Source organism: Streptomyces sp. NPDC057565, from assembly GCF_042801455.1.
Lineage (GTDB): Bacteria > Actinomycetota > Actinomycetes > Streptomycetales > Streptomycetaceae > Streptomyces > Streptomyces yanii.
Map to the genome: position 1 here is coordinate 1 of NZ_JBHVFU010000044.1, position 25,507 is coordinate 25,507.

General features: G+C 68.8%; 16 protein-coding genes and 4 pseudogenes. 7 read left to right on the top strand and 13 right to left on the bottom strand.

Annotated features, from left to right (window positions below):
* Positions 1-109: 109 nt before the first annotated feature.
* Positions 110-520 (top strand): annotated as a pseudogene (locus tag ACFU8W_RS39385) (transposase); the annotation flags it as partial.
* Between the two features lie 656 nt (positions 521-1,176).
* Here the strand turns inward: ACFU8W_RS39385 and ACFU8W_RS39390 are convergent.
* From ACFU8W_RS39390 to ACFU8W_RS39400, 3 genes are all read right to left on the bottom strand, one after another.
* Positions 1,177-1,833: an SMI1/KNR4 family protein gene (locus tag ACFU8W_RS39390; protein WP_384048319.1), complete on the bottom strand. Its 657-nt coding sequence runs from the start codon at positions 1,831-1,833 to the stop codon at positions 1,177-1,179.
* A gap of 141 nt (positions 1,834-1,974) precedes the next feature.
* A complete protein-coding gene (locus ACFU8W_RS39395; protein WP_384048321.1) occupies positions 1,975-2,562 on the bottom strand; it encodes a hypothetical protein in 588 nt (195 codons plus the stop codon).
* Positions 2,563-2,612: 50 nt separating this feature from the next.
* Positions 2,613-5,255 (bottom strand): SpoIIE family protein phosphatase, encoded by a 2,643-nt coding sequence (locus ACFU8W_RS39400; protein WP_384048324.1) that lies wholly within the window; start codon positions 5,253-5,255, stop codon positions 2,613-2,615.
* 780 nt (positions 5,256-6,035) lie between these two features.
* On the opposite strand from ACFU8W_RS39400, the gene ACFU8W_RS39405 reads away from it, so the two are divergent.
* The 4 genes and pseudogenes from ACFU8W_RS39405 (at position 6,036) to ACFU8W_RS39420 (ending at position 11,814) form a co-directional block, all read left to right on the top strand.
* The gene (locus ACFU8W_RS39405; RefSeq protein ID WP_384048327.1) at positions 6,036-6,449 is read left to right on the top strand and encodes a winged helix-turn-helix domain-containing protein; all 414 of its coding nucleotides are present in this window, start codon (positions 6,036-6,038) and stop codon (positions 6,447-6,449) included.
* The gene (locus ACFU8W_RS39410) at positions 6,446-6,988 is read left to right on the top strand and encodes a transposase (protein ID WP_384048330.1); all 543 of its coding nucleotides are present in this window, start codon (positions 6,446-6,448) and stop codon (positions 6,986-6,988) included. Before ACFU8W_RS39405 ends, ACFU8W_RS39410 begins: the two co-directional genes overlap by 4 nt.
* A gap of 335 nt (positions 6,989-7,323) precedes the next feature.
* Positions 7,324-7,833: pseudogene (locus ACFU8W_RS39415) on the top strand (IS6 family transposase); the annotation flags it as partial.
* A 237-nt stretch (positions 7,834-8,070) separates the two neighbouring features.
* Positions 8,071-11,814: a S8 family serine peptidase gene (locus ACFU8W_RS39420; protein ID WP_384048333.1), complete on the top strand. Its 3,744-nt coding sequence runs from the start codon at positions 8,071-8,073 to the stop codon at positions 11,812-11,814.
* A gap of 109 nt (positions 11,815-11,923) precedes the next feature.
* Here ACFU8W_RS39420 and ACFU8W_RS39425 read toward each other — a convergent pair.
* Both ACFU8W_RS39425 and ACFU8W_RS39430 read right to left on the bottom strand, forming a co-directional pair.
* A pseudogene (locus ACFU8W_RS39425) lies at positions 11,924-12,082 on the bottom strand (acetyl-CoA carboxylase carboxyl transferase subunit alpha/beta); the annotation flags it as partial.
* Between the two features lie 88 nt (positions 12,083-12,170).
* Positions 12,171-12,419 carry a hypothetical protein gene (locus ACFU8W_RS39430; protein WP_384048335.1) on the bottom strand — a complete coding sequence of 83 codons (249 nt, stop codon included), beginning with the start codon at positions 12,417-12,419 and terminating at the stop codon, positions 12,171-12,173.
* Positions 12,420-12,798: 379 nt separating this feature from the next.
* Here ACFU8W_RS39430 and ACFU8W_RS39435 point away from each other — a divergent pair, with 379 nt between their 5' ends.
* Positions 12,799-13,014: a hypothetical protein gene (locus ACFU8W_RS39435; RefSeq protein ID WP_384048338.1), complete on the top strand. Its 216-nt coding sequence runs from the start codon at positions 12,799-12,801 to the stop codon at positions 13,012-13,014.
* Positions 13,015-13,141: 127 nt separating this feature from the next.
* Here the strand turns inward: ACFU8W_RS39435 and ACFU8W_RS39440 are convergent, their stop codons facing one another.
* Positions 13,142-14,125, bottom strand: a complete 984-nt coding sequence (locus tag ACFU8W_RS39440) for a hypothetical protein (RefSeq protein WP_384048341.1) — start codon at positions 14,123-14,125, stop codon at positions 13,142-13,144.
* Between the two features lie 312 nt (positions 14,126-14,437).
* Between ACFU8W_RS39440 and ACFU8W_RS39445 the strand changes: the two genes are divergently transcribed.
* Positions 14,438-14,671, top strand: a complete 234-nt coding sequence (locus tag ACFU8W_RS39445) for a helix-turn-helix domain-containing protein (RefSeq protein ID WP_384048344.1) — start codon at positions 14,438-14,440, stop codon at positions 14,669-14,671.
* Positions 14,672-14,883: 212 nt separating this feature from the next.
* Here ACFU8W_RS39445 and ACFU8W_RS39450 read toward each other — a convergent pair whose 3' ends face one another.
* The 7 genes and pseudogenes from ACFU8W_RS39450 to ACFU8W_RS39480 form a co-directional block, all read right to left on the bottom strand.
* On the bottom strand, positions 14,884-17,805 hold the full coding sequence (locus ACFU8W_RS39450; RefSeq protein ID WP_384048347.1) for a LamG domain-containing protein: 2,922 nt from the start codon (positions 17,803-17,805) through the stop codon (positions 14,884-14,886).
* A gap of 178 nt (positions 17,806-17,983) precedes the next feature.
* Positions 17,984-18,178 (bottom strand): hypothetical protein, encoded by a 195-nt coding sequence (locus ACFU8W_RS39455; RefSeq protein ID WP_384048350.1) that lies wholly within the window; start codon positions 18,176-18,178, stop codon positions 17,984-17,986.
* A 67-nt stretch (positions 18,179-18,245) separates the two neighbouring features.
* The gene (locus ACFU8W_RS39460; protein ID WP_384048353.1) at positions 18,246-22,247 is read right to left on the bottom strand and encodes a glycoside hydrolase domain-containing protein; all 4,002 of its coding nucleotides are present in this window, start codon (positions 22,245-22,247) and stop codon (positions 18,246-18,248) included.
* Between the two features lie 521 nt (positions 22,248-22,768).
* Complete coding sequence (locus tag ACFU8W_RS39465; RefSeq protein ID WP_384048356.1) at positions 22,769-23,398, bottom strand: bifunctional 4-hydroxy-2-oxoglutarate aldolase/2-dehydro-3-deoxy-phosphogluconate aldolase; 630 nt, start codon at positions 23,396-23,398, stop codon at positions 22,769-22,771.
* A 63-nt stretch (positions 23,399-23,461) separates the two neighbouring features.
* Positions 23,462-24,019: a PfkB family carbohydrate kinase gene (locus ACFU8W_RS39470; RefSeq protein WP_384048439.1), complete on the bottom strand. Its 558-nt coding sequence runs from the start codon at positions 24,017-24,019 to the stop codon at positions 23,462-23,464.
* A 56-nt stretch (positions 24,020-24,075) separates the two neighbouring features.
* Positions 24,076-24,483 (bottom strand): annotated as a pseudogene (locus ACFU8W_RS39475) (PfkB family carbohydrate kinase); the annotation flags it as partial.
* A 70-nt stretch (positions 24,484-24,553) separates the two neighbouring features.
* The gene (locus ACFU8W_RS39480) at positions 24,554-25,504 is read right to left on the bottom strand and encodes an aldose 1-epimerase (protein WP_384048359.1); all 951 of its coding nucleotides are present in this window, start codon (positions 25,502-25,504) and stop codon (positions 24,554-24,556) included.
* Positions 25,505-25,507 lie beyond the last annotated feature (3 nt).

Sequence of the window (25,507 nt, forward strand, 5' to 3'; positions counted from 1 at the left end):
CCTCCGGGGACGGGAACCACGGAGCCGCTCTACCTACAGGAGCTCACAGCCCGGGAGCCGTCGAGGCTTCCAGGTTCCCGTCACTGCCCATTAGGTACCCGGGCGCAAGCGGCACATCGTGACTGACTGCCTCGGCCTGCTCCTGGTTGTCGCGGTCACCGCCGCGAACATCGGCGACCGGGACGCCGCCGCGGGCCTGTTGATGCGGCTGCGCCGCCTGCACCGCGACATCACTCTCGTCTGGGCCGACGGCGGCTACACCGGCTCCCTCGTCGACTGGTGCCGTCAGAAACTCGCGCTGACCTTGGAGATCGTCAAACGCACCGACGACATGGAGGGGTTCGTGGTGCTGCCCAGGCGCTGGGTGGCAGAGCGCACCTTCGCGTCGTTGATGCATTCGCGCCGACTGGCCCGGGACTACGAGACGTTGCCGGCCAGCAGCGAGGCGATGATCCGGTGGTCGATGGTCACGCGGATGGGGCGGCGTCTGGCGCGGGCACGGGCCGCCGGCCGACGCTGAATGCCCCCGACGTCTCCTGCAGGAGCCACCCGCGCTCCGCCAGGCGCCGGGCCTTCGACCGCACTCCCCGACCTTCGCCGACGTTGCCTCCAAGCCCAGCTGAACCGTGATCTCCCTGGCCTTCAGCGGCCCTTGGCCCGCGGGCTGCCGCTCGTCAAGCACACCCAGAATCCGCTGGTAGTCCAGTGCCAGCACTGTCACCGGCAGTCCTTCGCGCCAAGGCGGCACGATCGAGCTCGGCACCGGCGCGGGCGAGGACACGGTTTCCGCCTCGGCCTCGGTCACGGCGGTGGTCTCGGCAACCGATGCTGCCAGGGCTTCGACCAGCTCTTCCCGCGCGATCACCCGCCGTTCCAGCTCGATCTCCGCAGCCTCCAACACCCCGGCCAGCCACGCGACTTGCAAGCGGCTCCCTGAACAACGCGGGCACACGGCCGTGTTGTACACGAGTACGACCGTAGGGCGGCAAGCGGGAACGCGATGCTTAACAAGGACACGCACTGGGTGGATATCGACGGTTTCCAGGACTGCGATTCCACAGCCGACGTGATCACGTGCGCACAGCATCCATAGCTTCCTGACTCTTTCCGCGAAGGGCTGGCCCGTGAACTCACCTGGGGTTCGGGGGCCAGCCCCTCAGCATGCGGCGGTGACATTCAGGCCGTGACGGGCCGCCATCCGTCCTGCTCGTAGGTGGGGTCGGGGTCGAACCAGGTCAGCCCGTCGCCAGTCGGCGTCATGTAAGGGCACATTCCCAGGATGCGGGTGGGGCGCGCCTCGGTCAGGGCGGTGGCGCCGTCTTCCAGCCATTCGGCCAGGCCGACGTCCAGCGATATCGACTCCTGCGCATCCACCCATGTGCCCAGCAATCCCGTTGCGGGGTCGAGGTATGTGCCGTCCATCATGGCGTATTTGGCGCTGGCGGTGACGGGCACGTAGGGCAGGTTTTCCTGATCGTACAGGGCCGGCAGGGGCCCACCGTGAGCAGTGATCACGTGCTCGAGGGGGAGCCACGCCTGGCCGTTCGGCATGAAGTCCACCGCGTTAGCCTGCCTGTGCCACGGATCGTCCTCGCCCCGTGGTGCGAACGGCTGCTCGCCGAGCTCGTCCAGGTCCGCTCCGCGCACCCCGTCGTGGATCAGGTAGAGCGCTCTCATCGCCAGCGGTAAGGCGACGCCTATGGCCTGTTCGGTTTGCTCTATCTGCTCAGGTGTCGCCGGCTCCCGCAGCAAGCTGTGAGAAAGCGGCGCGTACCTGCTCAGCCACTCCTCTATACGCCCCCATGCCGCCTCAACCCGAGCGTGTTCGGTCATCCGTGCCGTCCTTGTCCCTGGAAGTGATGTCGAGCCTGGAACACCGTAGATACACCGACGCACACGGCGCGCCAACGACTGCGCTGTGATGCGAACAGGATGGGTAGGGGTGCTGCTCACCCCGGCCCCGGGCATCGCAGTTCATCCGCCCTTCTGGTTCAGGGACGGATCACATGCAACCACGACGATCGTGCGCGGAACGGGGTCGGTGGAAGCAGCAGTGGGTGTCCAGTCGCACGGCAGGGTGGGACGAACGTCCCCCGGCTCATCGGACGGCGCCGGCTCCGGTGCGTGAACGGGCCGCGTGTTGGCATTGAGGACTTTCGTCGCGGTGTACCCGGCCACGCCTATCACCAGGCCCGCTGCGACGAACGCCTGCATGGCCCGACTCACTCGCAAGCCCCCTGTCCCGCATCGTGATGCACGCTCACGAACAGCAGCCCAGCCTTCCTGCGTAGCGGCAGCGCGGGTGGTGCGGTCAACCGCCTGGGGCTGATCCTCGGCCCGATCGTCGTCGGCATGATCTACGCGAGCGGCAACGTCGTCAGCGCCCTCGTGGCGCTGGGCTGCGTGGCACTGGTCGGTCGGTGCGGTCGTCGCCGGCGTCTTCGCGGACGAGACCGCCAACCGTCCGCTGAAAGAGATCTCGCCTTGACGTTGCGACGCTCCACCCGATCGGATCAGGGTCCCGGTCAGATCAGGGCGATGGCCGCCGCGGGTGGTGGCCATCGCCGCGGGGATGATCCGTAAGTCCTGGGCCGTCACTGACCCCGTCCGGATCACCACTGCATGTCGTCCAGCAGCGGCAGCAGGTCCATCTGCTGCTCCCCGTGCAAAGACTGCTCGGCCCAGATGATCTTGCCCCGGGCGGTGTACCGGGTGCCCCACCGATGCGAGAGCTGGGCGACCAGGAACAGGCCGCGGCCACCCTCGTCCGTCGTGGCCGCCCGGCGCAGGTGCGGGGAGGTGCTGCTGCCGTCGGCGACCTCGCAGATCAGACTGGCGCGGTCGTACAGCAGGCGCAGCCGGATGGGAGCGGTGCCGTAGCGGATGGCGTTGGTGACCAGCTCGCTGATCACCAGCTCGGTGCTGAAGGCGACCTGGTCCAGCCCCCAGGCCTCCAGCTGCCGACTGGTGTCGGCGCGGATGCGGGAGACGGCCGCGGGATCGGCCGGCACGTCCCAGTCGGCGACCTGGTTGGCGTCCAGCGTCCGGGTGCGGGCCACCAGCAGGGCGATGTCGTCGCTGGGGCGCGGGGGGAGCAGGGCGTCGAGGACGGCCTGGCAGGTCTGCTCCGGGGTCCGGCCGGGGCCGGCCAGCGCGGAGCGCAGCAGTGCCAGGCCGGCGTCGATGTCGCGGTCGCGGTCCTCGATGAGCCCGTCGGTGTAGAGAGCCAGTCGGCTGCCTTCGGGCAGCTGCAGTGTGGCGGTCTCGACCGGCAGGCCGGCGCCCAGGCCCAGGGGTGGGGAGACGGGGACGTCGGGGAAGGTGACGGTGCCGTCGGGGTGGACGAGGGCGGGCCCGGGGTGGCCGGCCCGGGCAAGCTCGCAGCGTCCGCTGACCGGGTCGTAGATGGCGTACAGGCAGGTGGCGCCGGTGATGGACGCATCACCACCCCCGTCCTCGGCCCTCTCGTCCTGGTCGATGTGGGCGACCAACTCGTCGAGGTGTACGAGAATTTCGTCGGGGGAGAGGTCGAGGGAGGAGAAGTTGTGTACGGCGGTGCGTAGGCGGCCCATGGTGGCCGCGGCGTGCAGGCCGTGGCCGACCACGTCGCCGACCACCAGGGCCACTCGGGTGCCCGGGAGGGGGATGACGTCGAACCAGTCCCCGCCCACGCCTGCCTGTGCGGGCAGATAGCGGTGGGCGACCTCCAGGGCGGTCTGCTCGGGCAGGGCCTTCGGCAACAGGCTGCGCTGGAGGGTGACGGCCAGGGCGTGCTCGCGGGTGTAGCGGCGGGCGTTGTCAATGGAGACCGCCGCCCGGGCCGCCAGCTCCTTGGCGAAGGACAGGTCTTCCTCCCCGAAGGCATCACTGTCGGAGCGCCAGAAGTTGACCACTCCCAGCAGGACGCCGCGGGCCTGCAGTGGCACCGAGATCAGGGAGTGGATGCCGTAGTCCAGGATCCTACGGGCACCCTCGGAGTCCTGGGCGTGCCAGCCGTGAGAGGTGGCCAGGTCGGCCTCGAGCATGGCGCGGCCGCCGACCACCGCGGCGGCCATAGGGGTGGTGGCAACGAACCGGATCAGCTCGCCGACGGGGTAGAGGGGCTGGTCCTTCCGGATGCCGGCAACGGCGGTGCGGCGCATGTCGGTGCTGGCCCCCAGGGGCTCCGCGCCGTGCAGGACCGGGTCCAGCAGCTCGACCGTAGCGAAGTCGGCGAACCGGGGCACCGCCACCTTCGCCAGCTCCTCGGCGGTGCGCACCACATCGAGGGTAGTCCCAATCCGCACGCCAGCGTCGTACAGCAGCTGCAGGCGTTCTCGGGCCACCTCGGCTCTGCCTGCGAGCGCGCGCAGCTCGGTGGTGTCGCGCAGTGTCGCCACGCTGCCGGGGGGCCCTCCGTAGCGGTCGGTGGGCCGAACGTTGACGGCCAGCAGCCGGTCCCCGGCCAGATGCACCTCATCCGTCGCTGTACGTCCCGAGGTCAGCAGCTCGGCGGTGTCCGGACCGAGGCCGAGCTCGGCGACGTGCCGCCGCTCCGCATCCGGCGGCAGCTCCAGCAGCCGCCGCGCCTCATCGTTGGCCAGCAGCAGCCGCCCGTCGGCCCCGACGATGAGCACGCCTTCCCGGACGGAGTGCAGGACCGCGTCGTGGTGCTCGTACATGCGGGTCATCCCGGCGGGGCCCAGGCTATGCGTCTGCCGCCGCAGCCGCCGGCTCACCAGCGCCGACCCGCCCCCGGCGAGGGCTAGCGCGGCGGCCGTGCTCCCCAGGAGGACCGGCAGCTGACGGCCCACGGCGTTGCTCACGGTCTCGACCCTGACCCCGGCGGAGACCATGCCGACGACCTCGCCATCGGCATTGGTGACGGGCACGATGGCCCGGACTGCGTCCTGCGGTTTCCCCTTGAAGTCCTCGATGAAGGTTTCGCCTCTCGCCGCTCGCGCGATGTCGCCTGGGGCACGCTTGCCGATCAACGCCGGCTGGGAGGCGGTATAGCGGATCCCGGCCGTGCTCAGCACGGCGATGAAGTCGACGCCGGAACCTCGCTGTGCCGCCTTGGCGCCGGGCTGGAGTGCCGACGTGGGATCGGGTGAACGCAGGGCCTCCACGATGCCCGGAGCGTGCGCGAAAGACTCCGCGGCGGCAAGCGAGCGATCGCGAGCGTCATCCCGGCCACCGTTCTCCGCCTGCAGCACCAGGGCCACCACCGCGGCGACGACGAGCAGCACCACCACCGCGATCTGCAGGACGAGCACCTGGCGGGCGACGCTGTACTCACTCGGGGTTCCCAGACGCCGTCCAAGGGAGCTGGGCGGGCCCTCTTTATCGGACCGATGAACTCGGCGTGTGTCAGCAAGTGGGCTCGCGCGGGAGATGAGGGATCGGCGAACCGCCGCCCAAGGACGGAAGCGAAATACACCCATTCTTAGAGGATTGCTCACTTCTGCGTGGAATAATAATCGTTGCACGCCCTAAACTTCGCTTTTTGCCGATAGTTCACCGGCCCAAGCCGGAACCCGACCATAACGAAACCCCCTGAGCACCCGAGGTGAGGCCATATCTCAGACATATAAGAGGATGCGGAGTGTCCGAGGAATCGCCACGTACACCCGATGGTCGCCGCAGGAATGTCCCGCACCGCCACGCACACGGCCCCGGGCCCGTGACATCGACTGAGTGCCAAGGGCCGCACTGCGATCTCTCGATTTCGTGTCAGTACGCGACCTGCGCCTATACAGCCCGGTGACAGTACCGACACCCCCGATCTCTGGTAGAAGGAGAACTGGACCTACGTCGACCCCGCTTGTACTGCACTGTCAACTACATACCCTTTACTGATTTCGGCGTTTCGGGGTCTGGATTTGTGTCGGGACTGGTGACGCGGTCCGTCCGGGCTGGTACGCCGAAGGCATGCGGTATCCGGACGGGGGCGGGCTGACCGCCGAGCAGCGCAGGCGCCGGGAAGAGGTGCGGAGCGGGCGGTTGACCTCTTCGAGGAGGGCGTGGAAGTCCCGGGCATCGCCCGGGAGTTACGGGTGAGTGAGAAGTCGGTCTACCAGGGGCGCCGTAGCTGGAGGACGGGCGGACGCGAGGCGCTGCGTTCCAGAGGCCCCTGCGGCTATGACTGTCGGCTCGGCCCACACCTGCAGGCCAAGCTCGCGATGTGGCTTGATGAGGGGCCGGCCGCGCACGGCTGGGCGGACGACCGGGTGTGGACCGCCGCGAGGGTGCGCACGCTGATCAGGCGGAAGTTCCACCTCTCCTACAGCGTCTGCGGGGTCACTCGGCTGCTGCACCGGATGGGCTGCAGCGTGCAGATGACCGCCCGGCCCGCCGCCGAACGCGACGAGGACGCGATCACCGCATGGCGGGAGGTGACCTGGCAGGAGGTAAAACCCTCCGGGCGGCGACCGGCGCGTTCATCTGCTTCGAGGACGAAGCGGGCGTGACCGGTCGGCCGCCCAAGGGCCGCACCTGGGGCCGGCGCGGCATCACCCCGAGGGTCAAGGTGTCCGGCCGCAGCCGGGGACGGCTCTCGGTGGCCGGTCTGCTGTGCTTCCGGCCGGGCCTGCTCGCCCGTCTGTGCTACCGGCTGCGTCGGCATACCGGCCGCAAGGGCGAGCGTCGCTCGCTGGGCGAGGCGGACTGCATCCGCCTGTTGGATGGCGCCCACCAACTCCTCAAGGCTCCGCTGATCGTGGTGTGGGACCGGCTGAGCACCCACATCTCCAAGACGATGAAGGCACTCGTTGCCGAGCGGGACTGGCTGACGGTGGTCCTGCTGCCCGGGTATGCGCCCGACCTCAACCCGGTCGAGGGCCTGTGGGCGCACATCAAGCGGAGCCTGGCCAACCTGGCCGCCCGCACCCTCAGCGAGCTGGAGACTCTGCTCCGCAGGCGGCTCAAGGCGCTGCAGTACCGGCACCGCATCCTCGGCGGATTCCTCGCCGGGACGGGCCTCGCTCTCGACAGACCGGACAGACCCTAATACGCCGAAGTCAGTAAAGGGTGGCCGGCCCATTCCCCCTCTGCCCCGTGAGCCACCACACCGTCGGGAAATCCGTGGACCTCTGGGGCCAGGGAGATGGCGGCTCCTCGGCCCGTGCTGGCAAGTGGGGTGAGGCCGTCGGGGGTGCCGAAAGTGATCTGTGGACGGTTGCAGATCACGCGAGGATCCTCGTCGGGCTCCAGGTCGTAGGACTCCCACAGGCGTTGTCAAGTTCGACTCGGGCCGGGGGATGATCTTGGTGTAGATCGTCGCGAGGAGAGGCTGCGGGTGGAGAGCGGGACGGCACCGTCGGTAACCGGTTTCCGCCCGAGGTAATCGGTCACGCTGTGTGGCTGTATTGCCGTTTCCAGATCTCCCACCGGGAGGTCGAGGAGCTCCTCCTTGAACGCGGCATCGCGGTCTCCCATGAGACGGTCCGGGCCTGGTGCGCCGCGTTCGGCCCCGCCTACGCCACGCAGTTGCGCCGCCGGCAGTCGCGTCCCGGCGACAGATGGCATCTGGATGAGGTGTTCATAAAGGTCAACGGGAAGATGCGGTACCTGTGGCGCGCGGTCGACCAGGACGGCAACGTCCTCGACCTTCTCGTCCAGGACCGCTGCGATACGGCCGCAGCCAGGCGCTTCTTCCGCAAGCTTCTCAAGGGCCTCGAGTACGTACCCCGCGTGGTCGTCACGGACAAGCTCCGCAGCTACGGTGACGCCCACCGCGAGGTCATGCCGTCGGTCGAGCACCGCAGTTCGAAGTACTTGACCAACAGAGCCGAGAACAGTCATCAGCCCACGAGGCAGCGCGAGCGCGCTATGAAGGGCCTCCGCTCCAGCGGAGCGCCGAACTCCCGTATCCCACCGGTACCACTGCCAAGTGCAATGACCCGGAGGGCACTTGTGCCGGCCATCCGCTTCGCAATCCACGTGCGGCCGTGCATCGCAGCGGACGCTGGCGGGAAGGCGCCATGCCCATTCCCGCCAGGACCCGTCCAGGTCCGTGCGCCACAGACCCCACCACACTCTTCGCAGCACTCGGGAATCATCCCCTCCCGGGTCCGATGAAGAGAGGGATCCATGACCAGAGTTCCCCCGAGACGCAGGGCCGGGCTGTTGTCGGCCGGACTCGTGCTCGTCCTGCTCCCGGCCGGTACGGCGGGGCAGGCCGCCGCGGCCGGACCGGACGGCGGCGGCCAGGCGGCCGCACACCCCACGGCCACTGCCCACGCCACCCACACCGTCACGCTCGTCACCGGCGACAAGGTCACCGTCACCGACCTTGGCCAAGGCCGGAAGACAGTCAGTGTAGAACGCCCGAAGGGCGCCACCGGCGCCGTCCGCACCGAGACGACGAACGGTCGCATCACCGTCGTCCCGGACGAGGCGCTGCCCTATCTGAGCGCCGGCACCCTCGACGCGCGGCTCTTCGACGTGACCGAGCTGATACGCCAGGGCTTCGCCGACGGAGACGAAGGCGCGGCGGACGGGCTGCCGTTGATCGTCACCTATGGCAGGAGCGCGCGGACGGCGCCGAGTGTGCCGCAGGGCGCCGAGAAGGTGCGGTCCCTGCCCAGCGTCGGCGGCTCCGCGGTCCGCGCTGGCCAGGAGCGCGCGTTCTGGCGGTCCGTGGCCCCGCAGGCAGCCAAGCCCGCCGCCCACGCGGTGACTTCGGGCGGCGCGGGCTTCGCCGACGGCATCGAGAAGATCTGGCTCGATGGGCGCGTCAAGGGCGACATGGCTGAGTCCAACGCGCAGATCGGCACGCCGCAGGCCTGGGATTCCGGACTCACCGGCAAGGGCGTGACGGTCGCCGTGCTGGACACCGGCGTCGACGCCGGGCACCCGGATCTCGCGGGACGCGTCTCCCAGTCGAAGAGCTTCATCGAGGGGCAGGAGGTCGCCGACCGCAAGGGACACGGCACCCATGTCACCTCCACTGTCGGCGGTAGTGGCGCCGCGTCGGACGGCAAGGAGAAGGGTGTCGCGCCCGATGCCACCCTCGCTGTCGGCAAGGTCCTCAGCGACCAGGGCTTCGGCAGCGAGTCGCAGATCATTGCCGGGATGGAGTGGGCCGCGCGGGACGTGCACGCCAAGGTCGTCTCGATGAGCCTCGGTTCATCGGAGGGCAGCGACGGCACCGACCCGATGGCGCAGGCCGTGAACACGCTCTCCAAGGAGACCGGCGCCCTCTTCGTCATCGCCGCCGGAAATTCCGGTGCCCCCGGCACGATCGGCTCGCCCGGTGCCGCCGACTCCGCGCTCACCGTCGGCGCTGTCGATTCCGCCGACCGGGCTGCGTCCTTCACCAGCCAGGGCCCCCGCACCGGCGACAACGCCCTCAAGCCCGATGTGTCCGCGCCCGGCGTGAGCATCCTCGCCGCCCGCTCCCAGCTGATCAGCGGCAGCGGCTACTACACCTCGCTGAGCGGTACGTCGATGGCGACGCCGCATGTCGCGGGCGTCGCCGCGCTGCTCGCCCAGAAGCACCCCGACTGGACCGGCGCGCAGCTCAAGGACGCGCTGATGTCGACCTCGAAGCAGCTCGGCGCGTCCGCGTACGCACTGGGCGCGGGCCGGGTCTCCGTGCCCGCCGCGATCAATGCGCAGATCACCGCGACCGGCAGCGCCGACCTGGGCTTCTACAGCTGGCCCTATGCGGACAACAAGCCGGTGACCAAGACGCTCACCTACGCCAACTCCTCGGACCAGCCGGTCGAGCTGAGCCTGGCCGCGCAGGGCGCTCCCGACGGCGTCGTCTCGCTCGCCGACACGTCGCTGACCGTGCCCGCGCACGGCACCGCGTCCACCACGGTGACCGGTGACGGCGCGAAGGCCGCCGTCGGCAACACCAGCGGACAGATCGTGGCGAGCGCCGACGGTGCCGCCGTCGCGCACACCGCCTTCGGCCTGGTGAAGGAGAACGAGCGGTACACGCTCACCGTCCACCTCAAGGACCGCGACGGCGCCGCGACCGCCGCACGCCTCGTGCTGCAGCAACTCGCCAAGGGCAGCGACCCGGTGCCGGCGTATGTCGGCGAATCCGGCACCCTGGAGCTGCGGCTGAACCCGGGCACGTACAGCGTGACGTCCTTCCTCGACGTGCGCGGCAGCCACGGCGCCGACTCGCTCGGCCTCGGCTTCCTCGCCGCCCCCGAGGTCACCCTCGACCAGGACCGCGAGGTCACGCTGGACGGGCGGCAGCTGAGGGAGATCAGTGCCAAGGTTGACCAGCGTACCGAGACCCGGCAGCTGCTCATGGAGTACAGCCGCAAGGCGAACGGCGCCGACCTGCTCGGCGCGGTACAGGTGCCCCTGACCTACGACAGCGTCTTCGCCGCTCCCACCGACAAGGTCACCGACGGCACCTTTGAGTACCGCACGGTCTGGCGGCTCGGCAAGCCGCTCCTGGAGGTCGAGGCAGGTGGCAGGCCGCTGGACGGTGCCACCGTCCAGTCCGGTAGCGCCCTCACCGACGGCCGCAGCACCGTGCCCGTCGTCGACGCGGGCAGCGGGGCACCGACCGACTACACGGGCAAGGACGTGCGCGGCAAGGCCGTCGTCGTCCGCGCGACCGGAGCGATCTCGCCGGTCGAGCTGGCTCAGGCGGCCCAGGACGCGGGCGCCAAGGCCCTGTTCGTCACCGACGACAAGCCGGGCCGGCTGATGGCCTGGTTCGGCAACGCCGACCGCACCGACCGGTCGCTGCTCATCGCCACGGTCAATGCCGCGGACGGCGCCCGGCTGCTGGCCGCGGCCAAGTCCGGCGAGCGCGTCAAACTCACGAGCACCCGCAACACGCCCTACGTCTACGACCTGTCCGACGGCCACCCCGGCGCCATCCCGGGCAACCTGACGTACACCCCGAAGCAGAGCGAACTCGCCCGGCTGGACGACAAGTTTCACGCGGTGAAGCCCGCCCAGGGTGGTGAGTTCCGCTTCTCCATCACCGACACCTTCCGTTACGGCGTCGGCTTCCTGGAGCGCATCGACTACCCGGCCGAGCGCACCGCATACGTCTCCACCGGCCCCGGCCAGAAGTGGCACGAGTCCGTGATCACCGTGCCCCGTGCCATCGAGGAGCGCAGCGGCCTGGTCACCTACCGGGGCGGCACGCGCAGTGAAGTCGACTGGTTCAAGCCGGTCTGGCACCCCTGGCTCGGCACCGGGCTCGCCTGGGGCCAGCAGCGGGCCGGGAACGACCTCCAGTTCAACACCCCCGGCTGGGGCGACTCCGGACCCGACCACACCGGTTTCGGTGACGTGTGGAACGACAAGTCCATCCAGCAGACCACCGAGGTCTACGTCGACGGGGTGCGCGTCGACCGGCGTACCGGCTCGGCCGGGTACGCGCGGAAGGCCGATCCGGCCGAGCGCACCTACAAGGTCGTTACCGACACCGCGCTCGACCCCGAGCGCTGGAAGCTGTCTACGAAGGGCCACTCCGAGTGGACTTTCAAGTCCGCCGAGACGCCCGCCGACAGGTGGACGGTCCTGCCGCTGCTCAACCTCGGCTTCGACGTCGACACCGACCTCGCGGGCGACGTCCGGGCCGGGCAGCGCCTGCCCGTCGGGATCTACTCCGAGTACGTCAAGGGCGCGTCGGGTACCGGGACCATCGGCGACGGCACCCTCCAGGTGTCGTACGACGACGGCCAGACCTGGACGTCCGTCGGCCTGGACCGCGACGGGAACCAGGCCGCCTGGCGCGGCACCCTGAAGGTGCCCGCGGACGCGCAATTCATCTCGCTGCACGCATCCGCCCGCGACGACCGGGGCGGCCAGGTCACCCAGGAGATCATCCGGGCGGTCGGCGTGAAGTGACGCGCCCCGGCCGCAGGGGCCATGGGGTGAGCCGCACGCGGCGCAACCCCGAATGACAGGACGGCGCCGTCTCCCATGGGACCCGGGAGACGGCGCCGCTCGTCGACTCAGCCGTCGGTTCAACGGTGCCGCGGACGACACCCAGCTCCACCAGGTCCTGCGGACACAGCCCGAGCTCGTCCGCGGTTTGCCGGACTTGGTCGGCCGGGCGTTTGAGGATCGCGGCCGCCAGTTCGGGCGCGATGATGGAGGAATAACTGTCTGGCGTGACCCCTGAAGGAAATTGCTGGGGATGCCGGACACCAGGCCGGTGCTGCCGCTGGTGTGAAGCACGCAGCCGACTCCGCTGTGTGTCGCTACAACACGCCGGTCAGGGCGTTGTTCTTCCACTGGTCGACGATCTCCAGGTACCCGGCGATGACCTTGGAGTGCGGAGCGCAGCCACCCTGCTTGGCGACGACGATCCGGACGTGGCCCTTGACGCGGGAGGAGGTGGCCAGTCCGCGGCGAGGGCTGTGGCCGATGAAGCGGATCTCGATCACGGCGCGCTCGCCGGCGCGAGTGATGACGTCGCCCACGGATTCCAGCTCCAGTCCACCCTGCATGACGGTGTGCCAACGTAAGTGCAGCCGCCGGAACGCAGGGTTGTTGGGCTCGTCGGCGAGGCCGGCGGCCTCCTTCCAGGCATTCAGGCGCGCACCAGGCAGATGGCAGGGCGGGAGCCATAGGTCACGGGCACCATGCGGGGCCAGGTCTTGGAGACGCGCATGTCGGGCGTGCAGGGCCCATGGCGAGGACCTGGACCACCTGCTACCCGAGGCCGCCGACGCCGCCCGACGATGGGCCGAGATGCACGGCGTGAACCTCGACGAGGCCCAAGGGCGCATCGCCATGGCTTACGGCACAGTCGCCGCCGTCATTGTGGAGGGCACGTCCCCCTACGGCTCGGGCCTCACACATGCCGCTCGGTAGGCCGGCCTGACCGTGATCGAGGTCAACCGGTCCGGCAAGGCGGAACGCCGCGGGATCGGCAAGTCCGACCCGAGCGACGCCTACGCCGTCGCCCGAGCCGTCGTCTCCGGACGGGCGGCGAGCGCTCCGAAGGACGGGGCCATCGCCGGGATACACGCCCTACAAACCGCGGCACGCTCCGCGATCAAGGCCGCAGTGCGACGCTCAACCAGATCGCGCACCCGCTGATCACCGCACCCGACGCCATCCGCGCCAGCGGCGGTGGGTGGCGAACACCGTCCCGTGCGCCCCGAGCTTGGGGCAGGCGGGCATCAGTCGGGCGGTACTGGCGTCGACGCCGGGCGCGACGCGCTGGTCATGCCCACCCCCGGCGGGCGGCGATCCAGCCCAGCTGGATTCGACTTTCGGCCCCCGCCTTGAGCATGAGTTCGCCGATGCGGCGCTGGATGGTACGGCGGGAGACGCCGAGCTGGCCGGCGGCGGCCTGGTCGGTGAGGCCGGCCAGGACGAGGGCGAGGACGCGGGCATCCGTCTCGTCCAGGCCGTCGGGGCGGATCTCGGTGACGCCGCCCACGGTGTTGGGAGAGAGCGGGTATGCGCGCTCCCAGGCGAGTTCGAAGTATGCGAGTAAGGACTCCAGCAGCCCGCAGGCCTGTATCAGGATGGAGGCGGGGGAGGTGCGGTGGGCCGGGATCAGCGGCACCATGGCCACATCGCGGTCGGCGATCATGAACTTCACGGGGACCGATTCCGCGACACTGACCTGCTGGCCGGCTGCCAGGGCGTCCAGCGCCTCTCCGACCACGCCCGGCTGGCCGAGCATGTCGCGCTGCACGATGGTGCGGTAGAGCACGCCGCGGCGCACACCGGCGGTCTCGGCGGTGTTGTGCTCGCGCTGCACGACGGTGGTCTCCTGCACCATCATCGCCCGGATCTCGTGCCGGGCGGACTCCTGGAGTTGTATGAAGCGGTGCCGGACGGCGCAGGGGTCGGTGATGACCTCGACGATGCCGCCGCCGCTGGCGGCCGCGTCACGGTACTCCTCGGTGAGCACGAGCAGGGCCTCCTCGGCTGCCCGCAGGTCGTCGCGGCGTTGCCGCAACGTTCCGCCGAGCGCGACGGCTGGGGGCGCGGCGGTGAAGACCGTGGCCACCGACGGCTCGCCGTCCGCACCGGACACCGCGAGGCCGCGCCGGGCCAGTGCGGTGAGCAGCGGCATTATCTCCGCCGGTTCACGGCCGGTTTCGGCCGCCAGCAGGTCGGCGTTGGCGCCGGCCCGGGCCACCAGGAGGCGGTAGACACCCTCCTCGGCAGGGCCAAGCCCGAACATCGAGAGCACGGGACCTCCTCGTGGTCGATCAAGCGAAGTCCCAGCCAGAATATGGGGGCTGTCGCTCCGTCAGTCACGCTGGGCGGGTGTGACACGAAGGAAGGGGACCGCCAGCCTCCGTACCCGGCTCGGAGTGGCGGATGTCGCCGTGCTCGCCGCCTACGGCTCACCGGACGCGCCGCCCGCAACCTCGCCGCCCTGTGGCGCACCGGCCGCGAGCCAAGGACCTTCCGTGACTGCGAGATCGAACCTCATTGACGACAGGCGACGCCGTTCCTCGGCGTTGCCGGCATCGACGACGCGATCGCACTCGTCGACCGAGTGCTCGGGCGGCTCCTCGAGTACGAGTCCAGCCACCGGGGCGAACTGCTGCCCACCCTCGAGAGCTTCGTCGACAATCAGCGCTCCTGGCAGAAGACGGCGGGCGCCTTGCATGTGCATCGGCAGACAGTGCTCTACCGCATCCGAATGGTCGAAGACATCAGACCGGGTCGTGCTCGGCCCGGCACCGGCCGCCCGCTGCCGCGTGGCAGCGGGCCACTCAGACAGCGCTGACTCGCACCGAGCCAGCCACAGGTCTGCCAACTCCTCAATCGCCGCGATGCGTACGGGAGACGCCGCAGAGGCAGGATGGGACAAAGCCGCACGGGCCCACTTCTTGGTCACACTCGAAGAACCCGTGCGGCCGCTGTCACGTCACGGCCCCGGTCGATCAGCAATTGCGGACCGAATCGTAATCGGTGGCGAGCTCATGGCCATGCGTGAAGTCATTGATCGTTCCCTCGATCCTGACCGCCGGCGATCACCAGCCCGGTCTTCGCCGAGCTGGTGATCGTGTAACTGGTTCCCTTGAAGACGAGTCCTGACAGTGTTCCTCTGAAGCCGCGGGCGTCGGCGGCGTCGCGCAGTTTCGGGTTTGTGCCGTCGGGAGCGAAACCGAACAGGTCACTGATGATCACGTCAGCGAACTTGCCCGCGCCCACGAGGTTGAAGGTCATGACGTCCCCTGCGGACACCGCGGTGGCGGAGGAGGCGGGGAACGTCAGGGCCTTGCCGAAGCCCGGCCTGCTACTGGCCCAAGTGGCCCCGTTGGTGGGGACTGTGGTACCCGTGACGCCTTCGCGGGTGGTTGTCCCGGTGCCTTCGTCGAAGGCGAAGCGGAGCACCAGGCCGGGATCGGGCGTGCCGCCGGAGGTGACGCCGACAGTCGGGTCGGTCGCCGCAGCGGCCGCGGCGATGTCGCTGGCGGTGAGCGCGCGGTTGTAGACGCGTGCTTCGTCGATGCTGCCGAGGAAGTCGCGGGACGAGTCGGCCGGGGAGCTGCCGACGACGGCGGGGGTGCCGGTCGAGGGGGTCAGCGCGCCGGTCTGGGTGCGGGTCGCTTGGAGTGCTCCGTCGATGTAGATCTTCACGGTGGCGCCGTCGTAGACGGCTGCCACGTGGTGCCATCCGCCTGTGGGGACGGTTGACGTGGTCTTCAGTTCGACCCACCTGTCGTCGATCACGAGCGCGAAGGAGATCTGCCCGCCCGCGCCGCCGCGAAGGACATAGCCGGCGTTGCCGGAGGCCCAGGTGTCCTTGGCGATGATGCTGCCCTCAAAGATCTGGGTCGGCCAGCTGGTCGCGTTCACCCAGGCCGAAACGGTGAGGGCGGAGGTAGGGTTGAGCGCGGGCCGGTCGTCCAGCGCGACGCTCAGGTGCAGCAGTTCCGCGGCCTGGCTGATCGGCCCTTGGGTGGTCACCCCGGCGAAGGCGGTGAGTTGGCTGAGGAATGACGGATAGTCGCTGAAGCGGGCGAAGGTCTGGGCGGTCAGGGCGGGCCAGGAGGCGTAGGCGCCGATGGTGCCGTGGTCGGGTCGTGGCACGGGCGCCTGGGAGTCGCTGAGCGACAGGGCCCGCATCCAGTCCGCGACGAGCAGTTCGTTGGTGACGAAGTTCTTCATCTCGGCCTGTTGCTGGGCCGTCAGCTTGTCCGCGATGAGGTTACCACCGATGGCGAAGTCGAGGACCGTCCGCACGGGCACCAGGGTTCCGTCGGCGTGGCGGCAGTTCCACACGCCCTGTCCGGCCACATACAGCGCCAGCACGTTTTGCAGCAGCGTGTTCGCCGAGGCAATGAGGCTCTTCGCGGTCGAGGCATTGCCCGCGTTCTGCTGGTGGGTCGCGGCCCGGTACATCATCCAGACGTTCGCTGCGTTGAAAGACGCGACCTGGTTGGTGTACTTGGGCAGGACTTCCAGCAGGTTGTGGTTGGCGCCGTAGTCCGCGAGCTGCTGGCCTGCGGGAACGAGTGACTTCCAGTGGGTGGCGTTGTCGGTGAGGTGTTGCAGGACCGTGGCGGAGCCCACGGTGGTCTGCAGGAAGTCCGTGTCGCCGCTGTAGTTGACGTAGTTGTCGACAGTGGTGAAGACGGTGAGGTCGTTGGCGGAGTACCACGGCCCGACGCCATTGCCCTGGACCTGGTCGACCGCGTAGCAGCCGTAGATGTTGCGGCCGAGCCAGTCCGTGGTCTGGGCGCGCATCACGGCCGGGTCGAGCAGGGCGAGCATGACGGACGCGTAGGAGGTGTCCCAGAAGTAGGTGACGGTGTTCGAGTACTCCGGAGCGCCGGTGACGTAGACCCGGTCGTAGCCACTGAACGAACCGTTGCGGCCGAGCAGGGCGTTGAACGATGGTCCGAGGTTGGTGCGCTCGCAGGCCAGGACGGACAGGATGCTCATGTAGTACAGCCGGGCGATGGCGTTGCCGGTCGGGCTGTTCTCGGGGGTCAGGACCGGTAGGCAGCCCGAGTAGTGGGTGTTGCCGGCGGTGAACGCCTGGGCCCAGCGCTTGGACCAGGCGTGGCCGGCCTTGCCGAAGACGGAAGCGAAGGACCGCAGGCTCGCGTTCGCGGTGTCGACGACGTGCTGACCCTCAGCGACCGCGGCGAGCGGCTTGCCGGTCGAGGTGTCACTGACTGCCATGACGACGTTCACGGTCCGGGTTGCACCCGGGGCGATTCTGAGGTTCCAACTCGCGGTGCCGGCGGCTCCGGAGGCGGTGAACACGACGCCGGAGTTGGCCGCGAACGCGGTGACGGCGGCACTGGAACCGTCCGAGACCATGACGTTCGCAACGGGGGAGCCGACGGTGCGTGCGGTGAAGTTCGTCCCGCTCGGCCGAGGGGCGGACCAGGACCAGCCCGTCGTCGCCTTACGGATCCGAGGACTCAGACTCATCGACAGCGTGGTGGACACGGTCGCGGAGGTCGGGTTGGTGACTGCGATCCGCATGAGCAGTTGGTTCGACTCGAACGCCAGCCGGGTTGCGGTCTGCACGGTCAGCCCGGTTTGCGTCGTGGCCTTGCGGCGAATCTCGTAGGCGGACCAGCGGAACGTGGCCGTGTTCAGCGCGGAGCCGTCGACGGTCAGCGTGCCACAGCTGCCGGCCTGCACGTAGGGGGCGAGGGTGAAGTTCGCGAAGCCCGCGACGTTCGCTGTGACGTTGACCGCGCCCCAGAAGTTGCTGACGGCGGGCAGACGACGCACGTTCGCCTTCGGGAGCCAGTCGCTGGTGAGCGAGTCCAGCGGTGGGATCGTGCCCGTGGCCGCGCTGGCGAGGGCTGCCGGCAGGGCGGGCGCGAGCCAGGCCGCGGCAGCGGTGACCGCCGACCACTTCAAGACACTGCGTCGGGTGGGGTGATGAGCCACGACGGGCCTCCTCAGAACTGGGTGGAGCCGGGACGGGGGGAAGGGAATCCACTTGCCCGCACCCGGCCTCACTCGCGTCAGTTGAGGCCGGGCACGGGCAGAGGATTGCGAGGTTCTGTCGCGATCTGCGCCCGCGTTGATCACGGACGCCGGGGTGGTGAGAGAGCGGCGGTGCGGTTCACCGAGCGAGGGCAGCCGTGAAGGATGTGGCGCGCCGGGTGACCTCCGCCCTGTCGCCGTTCGCGACCGCGTCCGGGGACCACGTCGGTGCCCGCACAGACGGCGGCGGCGCCGTGCGCCAGTATGCGGCGGCGTTGTCGGCGTTGACGCCGCCCGAGGCGATGAGCGGGACGTCCGGGTAGGGGCGGTGCACGTCCTTCAGTAGTGGGGCCCGAAGCCTCCCACCGGGAAGATGTTTCGGTCTTGGTTGTGCTTGCTGGTTATGGGGTGGTTTCGCGGATGGCGATGGCGTCGTAGACGAACCATGAGCCGGTTTGGGTGGTGATGGTGATGACGTTCTCTCCGGCGCGGAGTTGGTTGGTGGGCAGGGGGAAATCGAAGGTGGCGGGGCGGATGTTGCCACTACTCCCGTCGCCCCAGTGGTAGCCGTCCCCGCCGCCCGCCGGGAGCTGGATGGTGGTGGCGGTTTGTTCGTTCAGGCTGAGGGCCAGTTTCGGAGGGTTGGTCTGTTGGGTGTCGACCAGCCATGCGGTGAGGGCAAGATCGTTTTCGGGGGTTTGGGGGAGGTCGAAGCGCAGAGTGAAGGTGTGGGATCGTTTTCCGGCCCAGGCGTCGGACGGTCCGGGGTGGATGTAACTCCACGCGGACGCAGGGTCGCTGCTGCCGACGGTGAAGTCGACATCGTTGGGGAAGGTGCTGGGGTAGTTGGCGTAACGGTTGGGGGTGAGAGCGAATCCTGCCGTCGCCACATCGATGGCTCCGACCACCGCGATCGCGTGGTGGACGGTGGCGGCAACCTCGTGACGGGACGTGTCCGCCCCAGCCTTCACCGTCGCGGCAAGACTCTGCGCGCCCGAGGCGTTGGCCGGCGGGGTGACGGTGAAGGTTGGGGTAGCAGTCGCACCGGCGGCGAGTTGCAGCGTACGGGTAGCGGGTTCGACCTGCCAGCCCTGAGGGGTTTGCAGCGAGACTTCCGTGTCGCGGGCCTGGCTGTCGTTGTTGACCAGCCGGACCTGGAACGTGGCCGGGGTGTCCTGCAAGAGGGTCAGCGCGGCAGGTGCAGTCGTCACCGCGATCTTCGGGAGGCCGTGCACGTAGAGCACGCCGTCGGGGAGTTCGGTTCCGTCGGCGGCGACGGCGGTGAAGGCGATCCGGTGAAGCTCTTCCGGAGTGCCCTCGGCAACCCGCAGCGTCAGGTCCTGGCCGGTTGTGCCGTTGGCCGGGACGTTCAGCGTGCCGCTGGCCGGCTCGGTGCTCAGGCCCGCGGGAGCGTTGGTCCGCCAGTTCACCTTGACCGCTGCGCCGGTGAGATTCTTCGCCTCCAGCCTGACCGTGCCGCTCTCGCCGGGACCGACCCGAACCTTGTCAGGTGTGGAGTAGATGATTGCGGGTGACTGCGGTGACTGGGAGAACGGCAGTCGCTTGACGCCCCACGCCTTGTTTGGCTGATCACCCATCCACAGCTCCAGCGTGCCGCCCTCGGTCAGCTGGTCGTGGTAGAACCAGGCATTGTCCAGCTTCCGCCCGTTGAGCGTGGCGCGCTGGATGTACATGTTGGCCACGGAGTTGTTGTGGGTGACGATCCGGAACTGCTTGCCCGAATAGTAGTCTCGGTTCAGGCCGATGGTGACCTTGTCGAAGACCGGGGAGGTGATGTCGTAGATCGGCCGCTGCAGGCTCCCCCCGGTGACTTCGAACAACCCCATCGCCATCAGAGCACTTATCCCGCCCATCTGGCCCTGATCCTCGTCATGGTGGCCATACCCGTCGGTGGTGGAGGTCGATCCGAAGACCGTCTCCTGCACCTGCCGCACCCAATACTGGGTCAACCACGGATAACCCACATAGTTGAACAGATGTGCCACCTCCAGACCCGGCTGGTTGCCGTAACTGACGTAGCCGTTCCCGTATGTTCCAATGAAGTCGTCCGCTTTGGCGTGCTCGAAGGCGTAGTTGAGCTTGTCGGCGTACGCGGCCGGACCGCCCAGCCGATTCGCCAGACCCATCACGTCGTGGACGGTGAACCAGGTAGCCTGCCAGGCGTTGGACTCCACGAAATCATTCCCGGACAGCGGGTCGAACCGTTCCAGCCACTCGCCGTTCGAGCCCCGGGGACGGATGAACCCGGTGGACCTGTCGAACAGGTTCTGCCAGTTGCCCGACCGCTTGGTCAGATAGGCTCCAACATTGGTTTCGTCCCATACCTCGATCTCGTTCAGCCCCACGTTCTCGCCTGTGCCGCCGGTCGCCTCGAACCGGACCCAGCTGACGTTTCTCGGCCGGAAGGTCACCGCCTTGTTCGTGCCATCGGTGGGGATCCCTCTCACCATGACCGTCGACCCGTCGCTGAACGTCAGAACGCCGGAGTTCACGTTCGACCTCGGGTCCGCCCGATCGCTGATCACCACCTTGTGGACGCGTCTCTCCTCACGCCAGCCGAGCTTGATCCACGGGTTCCGTTCCGTGGACACCCACTCCACATTTTGAGACGACCCCATGCTGGAGCGGGCCGGTCGGCCGTCCACCGCCCGCACACCGGCAAAGTTCGAATCGTTCACCTGCGAGGACACCGACACCTCGGCGAACTGCGAAATGTTGAGCCCCGACTTACCCAGCCGTCGAGCCAACCGCCCCAACGTCCAGTCCTGGAATGCGAACTCCACCGTCTCCCCGGCGCCATCTCCCGCCCGGTCGTGCGGCACATAGCCATAATCCATGTACGGCCGTGCGCTCCCGCCATTTTCGTCCCAGCTGGAGTACCCGTACCGCTTCATGTCAAACAGGCCGCCGATGGAGTGGGCGTCGAGCATGGCCTCGTAGGCCAGGTCGGCATCGAAGTCGCGGATCCCCTTGTTGAAGGCGCCGGTGATGAACGACGTCACCGCCGAGCCAGTCATCACGAACGTGTAGTCGCCGGCCGCGGGGCCGCGCGGCAACAGCCCCCCGTCCTGGTACATCCGCAGCTGGGATTGGACGAAACTGCTGTAGATCTCCGGGTAGGCCAACCCCAGCACGGTGTTGAGGTTCCACTGGGTCAACCACAACGCGTCGTAGTTGTATATCGCGAACCGAGGCACACCGTTCTTGTCCAGCGGGATCTGCTTGACTTTGCCGTTCCGCCACGTGTTGTCCAGGTACTTGCCGTCCACGTCGCTGATCGCGCTGCGCCCGCACAGCACGTGGAACAGGTCGGTGTAGAACTTGACCTGCTGCTGCTCGGAGCCGCCCTCGACATCGATGCGGCCCAACATCGCGTTCCAGTGTCCCTGGGAGGCCTGCTTAACCGCCTCGAAATCCCAGCCCGGCAGCTCTGCTTGGAGATTCTTGCGCGCCCCCGCCGCCCCGGTGAACGACAGCCCCACCTTCATCTGCACGACCGCACCGGCGTCCAGCTGCTCGTAGCAGGCGTACACCCCCATGTTGCTGCCCGACAACTCCTCGATCGCCGACCCACCGTTGGCCAGGCTCCCACCCGCCCAACCACGCAACGAATCAAACGGCTTGTCGAACTGAATGTTGAAGAACAGCTTGCTGACTTGCTGCGACGATTGCCTGCTTCCCTGCAGGACGACGTAGCCTTCGATCTCGTCGTCACTGACCTTGGTGGCTTGGGCGTTCTTCATCGTCGCTTCGCCCATCGCACCGCCGAGGTTGATGAGGATCTCGCTCCGGCCGGCGTTGTCGTAGGTGTAGCGGTGCAGGCCCACGCGATCGGTGCACGTCAGCTCGGCGGTGATGCCGTACCGGTCCAGATGCAGCCGGTGATAGCCCGGCTCGGCGACCTCACCCACGTCGTGGTTCACGTACGACTGCCAACCGGTCTGGCCCTGCAGTTTCGACACACCCGCGCCTGTTGTGGGCATCACCTGCACCCCGCCGAGCTGCCAGCAATGAAGATGACTGAAACCCTTGACCTGGTTCTGATTCCGGCGGTACCCCGTCCCCCACGCAGCGTTTGTGCTCGTATCCGGCCGCAACTTCACCATGCCGAACGGGTTGCTTGCCGACTGGAAGAAGAAGAAGCGCGCGATGTCGGCCTCCACCCACGGATTGACCAGGCGCACATAATCCCGGCCCGCCTCGGCCGGAAACGCATCCCCCGGCGCGGATGCCCAGGCATTGCCGCCGGAACCGCCAACTCCCGCAACGCCTGCGGCCAGCACTCCACCGGCGGACAACAGAAGATGACGACGGGCCAACTGACCACTTGCCTGTTGCTCGGTCACTTCGCGCTTCCCTTCACTTGCCTTTGGCTCGGTCACTTTGCGCTTCCCTTCGGGATTGATTCGAGTGATGAGGGCGTGATCGGGGCCTGCCTCACCTGTCGGCAGGCTCTTGCTCGGGAGAAGCACCCCGGCCGTTCGGGGCGCGGTCGTAGCTGTAGCCGCCGAGCCTGGGACCGGTCAGCACAGGCCTGCCCCCGCGGGCACGGCTTGCGCGGCCAAGTGCAGTCCGATGGCGCTCAACGTGCCTCGATTGAACTGTCGCCGACTGATGTCGGACATGCGACATGGCGACTCCTTGATCGATGGGGGCAGGGCAGTGGTGCGGGACCATCCCGGGGTTGACGTGTGGAAGATGCGGAATTCGGTTGGCGGGGCCGTCCCCGCTGTGGGGCGGAGAGGGCTCGGCCCGCCGGTTGTCTCAGGCGATGACCAAGTCGTTGAGCACGCCTTGAGGTTGTTGAGCGCGACGCCGGTCATGGGTGTCGATCCGCTACGCGAAAGAGCGGTGCGTGCGGACCCTTAGCTGCACGCCCTTGGCCACGCCCGGCGCGTTGGGACTACCTGGTGAGGGGATCCGTGAACGTCGCTGCGCGGCGTGTGATCTCGTCCCAGTCGCCCTCGGCGACGGCTGTCGGGGGAACCACCTCGGTTCCGGCGCAGACGGCGATGGCTCCGTGGGCGAGGTATTCGGCGGCGTTGGCTGTGTTGACTCCACCGGAGGCGACGAGGCGGATGCCCGGGTAGGGGCCGTGGAGTTCCTCGAGGTAGCGGGGGCCGAACCCGCTGGCGGGGAAGATCTTCACGGCGGCTGCGCCGAGGTCGACGGCTTGGGCTACTTCGGTGGGAGTGAGGGCGCCAAGGACGACGGGCAGTCCCGCCTCGTGGGCGGCTGCGGCTACTTCGGGGCGGCAGCCGGGTGTGACGAGGAAGCGGGCGCCCGCGTCGATGGCGAGTTCGGCTTGGCGGCGGGTGAGGACGGTGCCGATGCCGACGTGGGCGCCGGTGGCGGCTGCTTGGGCGAGGTGCCGGGTGACGTCGGGGGTGGTGAAGGTGAACTCGACGTGGTGGATACCGCCTTCGGCGAGGGCCGCGCACAGGGCCGGCGCGTCGGCGATGTGGGGCGCGCGGACGACGGCGATCACTGGGTTGGCGGCGAGCTCCGCCGTAAAGGACAGGGGCGTGGTCATGGTGTGGTGCTCCCTGGTCGGGGTTGTCGTTATGCGGGTGCGGAGGCCGATCAGGCTGTGCGGTCAGGACAGGGCGGGTGAATGGATACCGGCGGCGGTGACCCGGGTCGCGGCCCATTCGTCGGGGGAGGCGGCGAGAAGGGCGGCGGTGAGCTCGGGGGAGAGCGGGACACCGTGGTCGCCGTGGGTGGTAAGGGCGGTTGCGGCGGTGAGGTGGCCCAGACGCAGGCAGGAGTGCTGGTCCAGGCCGCGCAGGGTCGCGGCGAGGTAGCCCGCGGCGAACGCGTCGCCGGCGCCGGTGGGTTCGACGACTTCGACGACGAGCGCGGGTTCGCTGACGGTGGTGATGTCCGCGTTCAGCACGGTGACCTGGTGCTCGGAGTTCTTGACGACCACGGTTGCGGGGGCGGGGAACGTTGCCCGAATGGCGGCGTGGCTGCTGAGGCCGAAGGCGGCTTCGGCCTCGTCGGCTCCGAGGAGGAGCAGGTCGGCGGCGTTGCATAGTTCGAGCAGGACGGCCGGGTCGCGGCCGTGCCAGAGGGCGGGCCGCCAGTTGAGGTCGAAGCTGACGGTGTGGCCGGGGCGGGGGCGGTGAGCAGGGCCCGGATCAGGCCGAGGCAGCTGTCCGAGAGCGCGGGGGTGATGCCCGACAGATGCAGTAGTCGGGCGCCGGAGAGGAGTCGGTTGAACACGGGGTTGATGAGGGTGTCGGGGCCGAGGGCGGAGGCGGCGGAGCCGGTGCGGTAGTAGCGCATCCGGTTGTGCGGGTGGGTTTCCTTGATGTAGAGGCCCGTCGGTCGTAGGTGATCGATGGTGACGGCCGAGACATCGACCCCGCGTGCGGTGAGCTCGCTGATGATGCGTCGGCCGAAGCCGTCGTTGCCGACGCGGCTGATCCAGGCGGTGGTGAGCCCGTGCCCGGCGAGGCCGCAGGCGACGTTGGACTCGGCGCCGCCCACGCCGATCCGGAACTCTTCGACGGACTCGGTGGGGCCGGGGTGTCCGGGCTGCAGGACGGCCATGGTCTCGCCGAGGCACACCGCTTGCGGGTTGTGGACTGCTGGTTCGGTGTCGACGTAAGCCATGGGTCTGTGGTCCTTTCGTGGTCTGTCCGGTGCCGAAGGGTGGTGTGCTGCTCGCGTGCGGCCGCCGGCTTCAACGAAGGTCGGTGATGGTGAGGGTGATGTCGCTGGTCCAGACGGTGCCCGCCGGCAGGAGGGGTGCCTGGCCGCGGGTGGGGCAGGCCAGGGAAGGGGCGCCGGGCAGGACGTTGGCGGGTTCGATGGCGACGACGTAGGCGCGGCGGTACCAGGGGAAGCCGCTGCTCGCGTGGCACTCCTGCCACAGCCAGGCATGCGGGAGGACGGACGCGTCCCACTCGACGCGGATGCCGAATCCCGCGTTGGGGCTTTCGATGGCGAAGGAGCCGGTCCGGAAGTCGGTGAGGCAGGCGAACACGGCGCGCCCGCTGTCCGGTCCGGGGCACTGCCGCAGGTCCAGGACGTCCCCGTCGACGGTGGGCGCGAGCGGGAACGCCGCGCGGACATCGGGTGGCAGGACCGTGCCGGGCTGCTCGGCGTCGGTGAGGACGGTGCGGGCCGCGGCCGTGATGGTGCAGTGCTCGTCGATGAACGGTGCCCCGAAGCCCGGGTGCTGGACCCACATCACCGGTACCGGTTCCCCGGAGGTGTTGTGGACGGTGTCACGGACGTGCAGGGCCGGCCCGTCCAGGCGCAGGCTGCGGGTGAGGCTGAGCGGGGCGGTGATCAGGTCGGTGGCGAGGCGGACTTCGGCCTCGTTCGCGCTCTCGACCGTCCAGGCGACGACGGCCGCCTCGCCGTGGTAACCGCGGCGGACGCCGTCGACGGTCCGCTCGGCGCCGGCGTTGGGCACGAGCTGCTGCCAGCCGCCGCCGTAGCGGGCGAGCCAGTCGGTCTGGCTGTCGCCGGTGACGGGTGCCCCGGCCAGGTCGCGGCGCCCCCACGGCGTGCGCCACAAGACGTCGATGCCGCTGGTGCGTTCGGTGATGGACGTGATGTCCGCGCCCTTGTCGGGGCGTACTTCGACCGACAGATGGTCGCCGTGCAGCCGCAGAGAAGAGGTCATGGC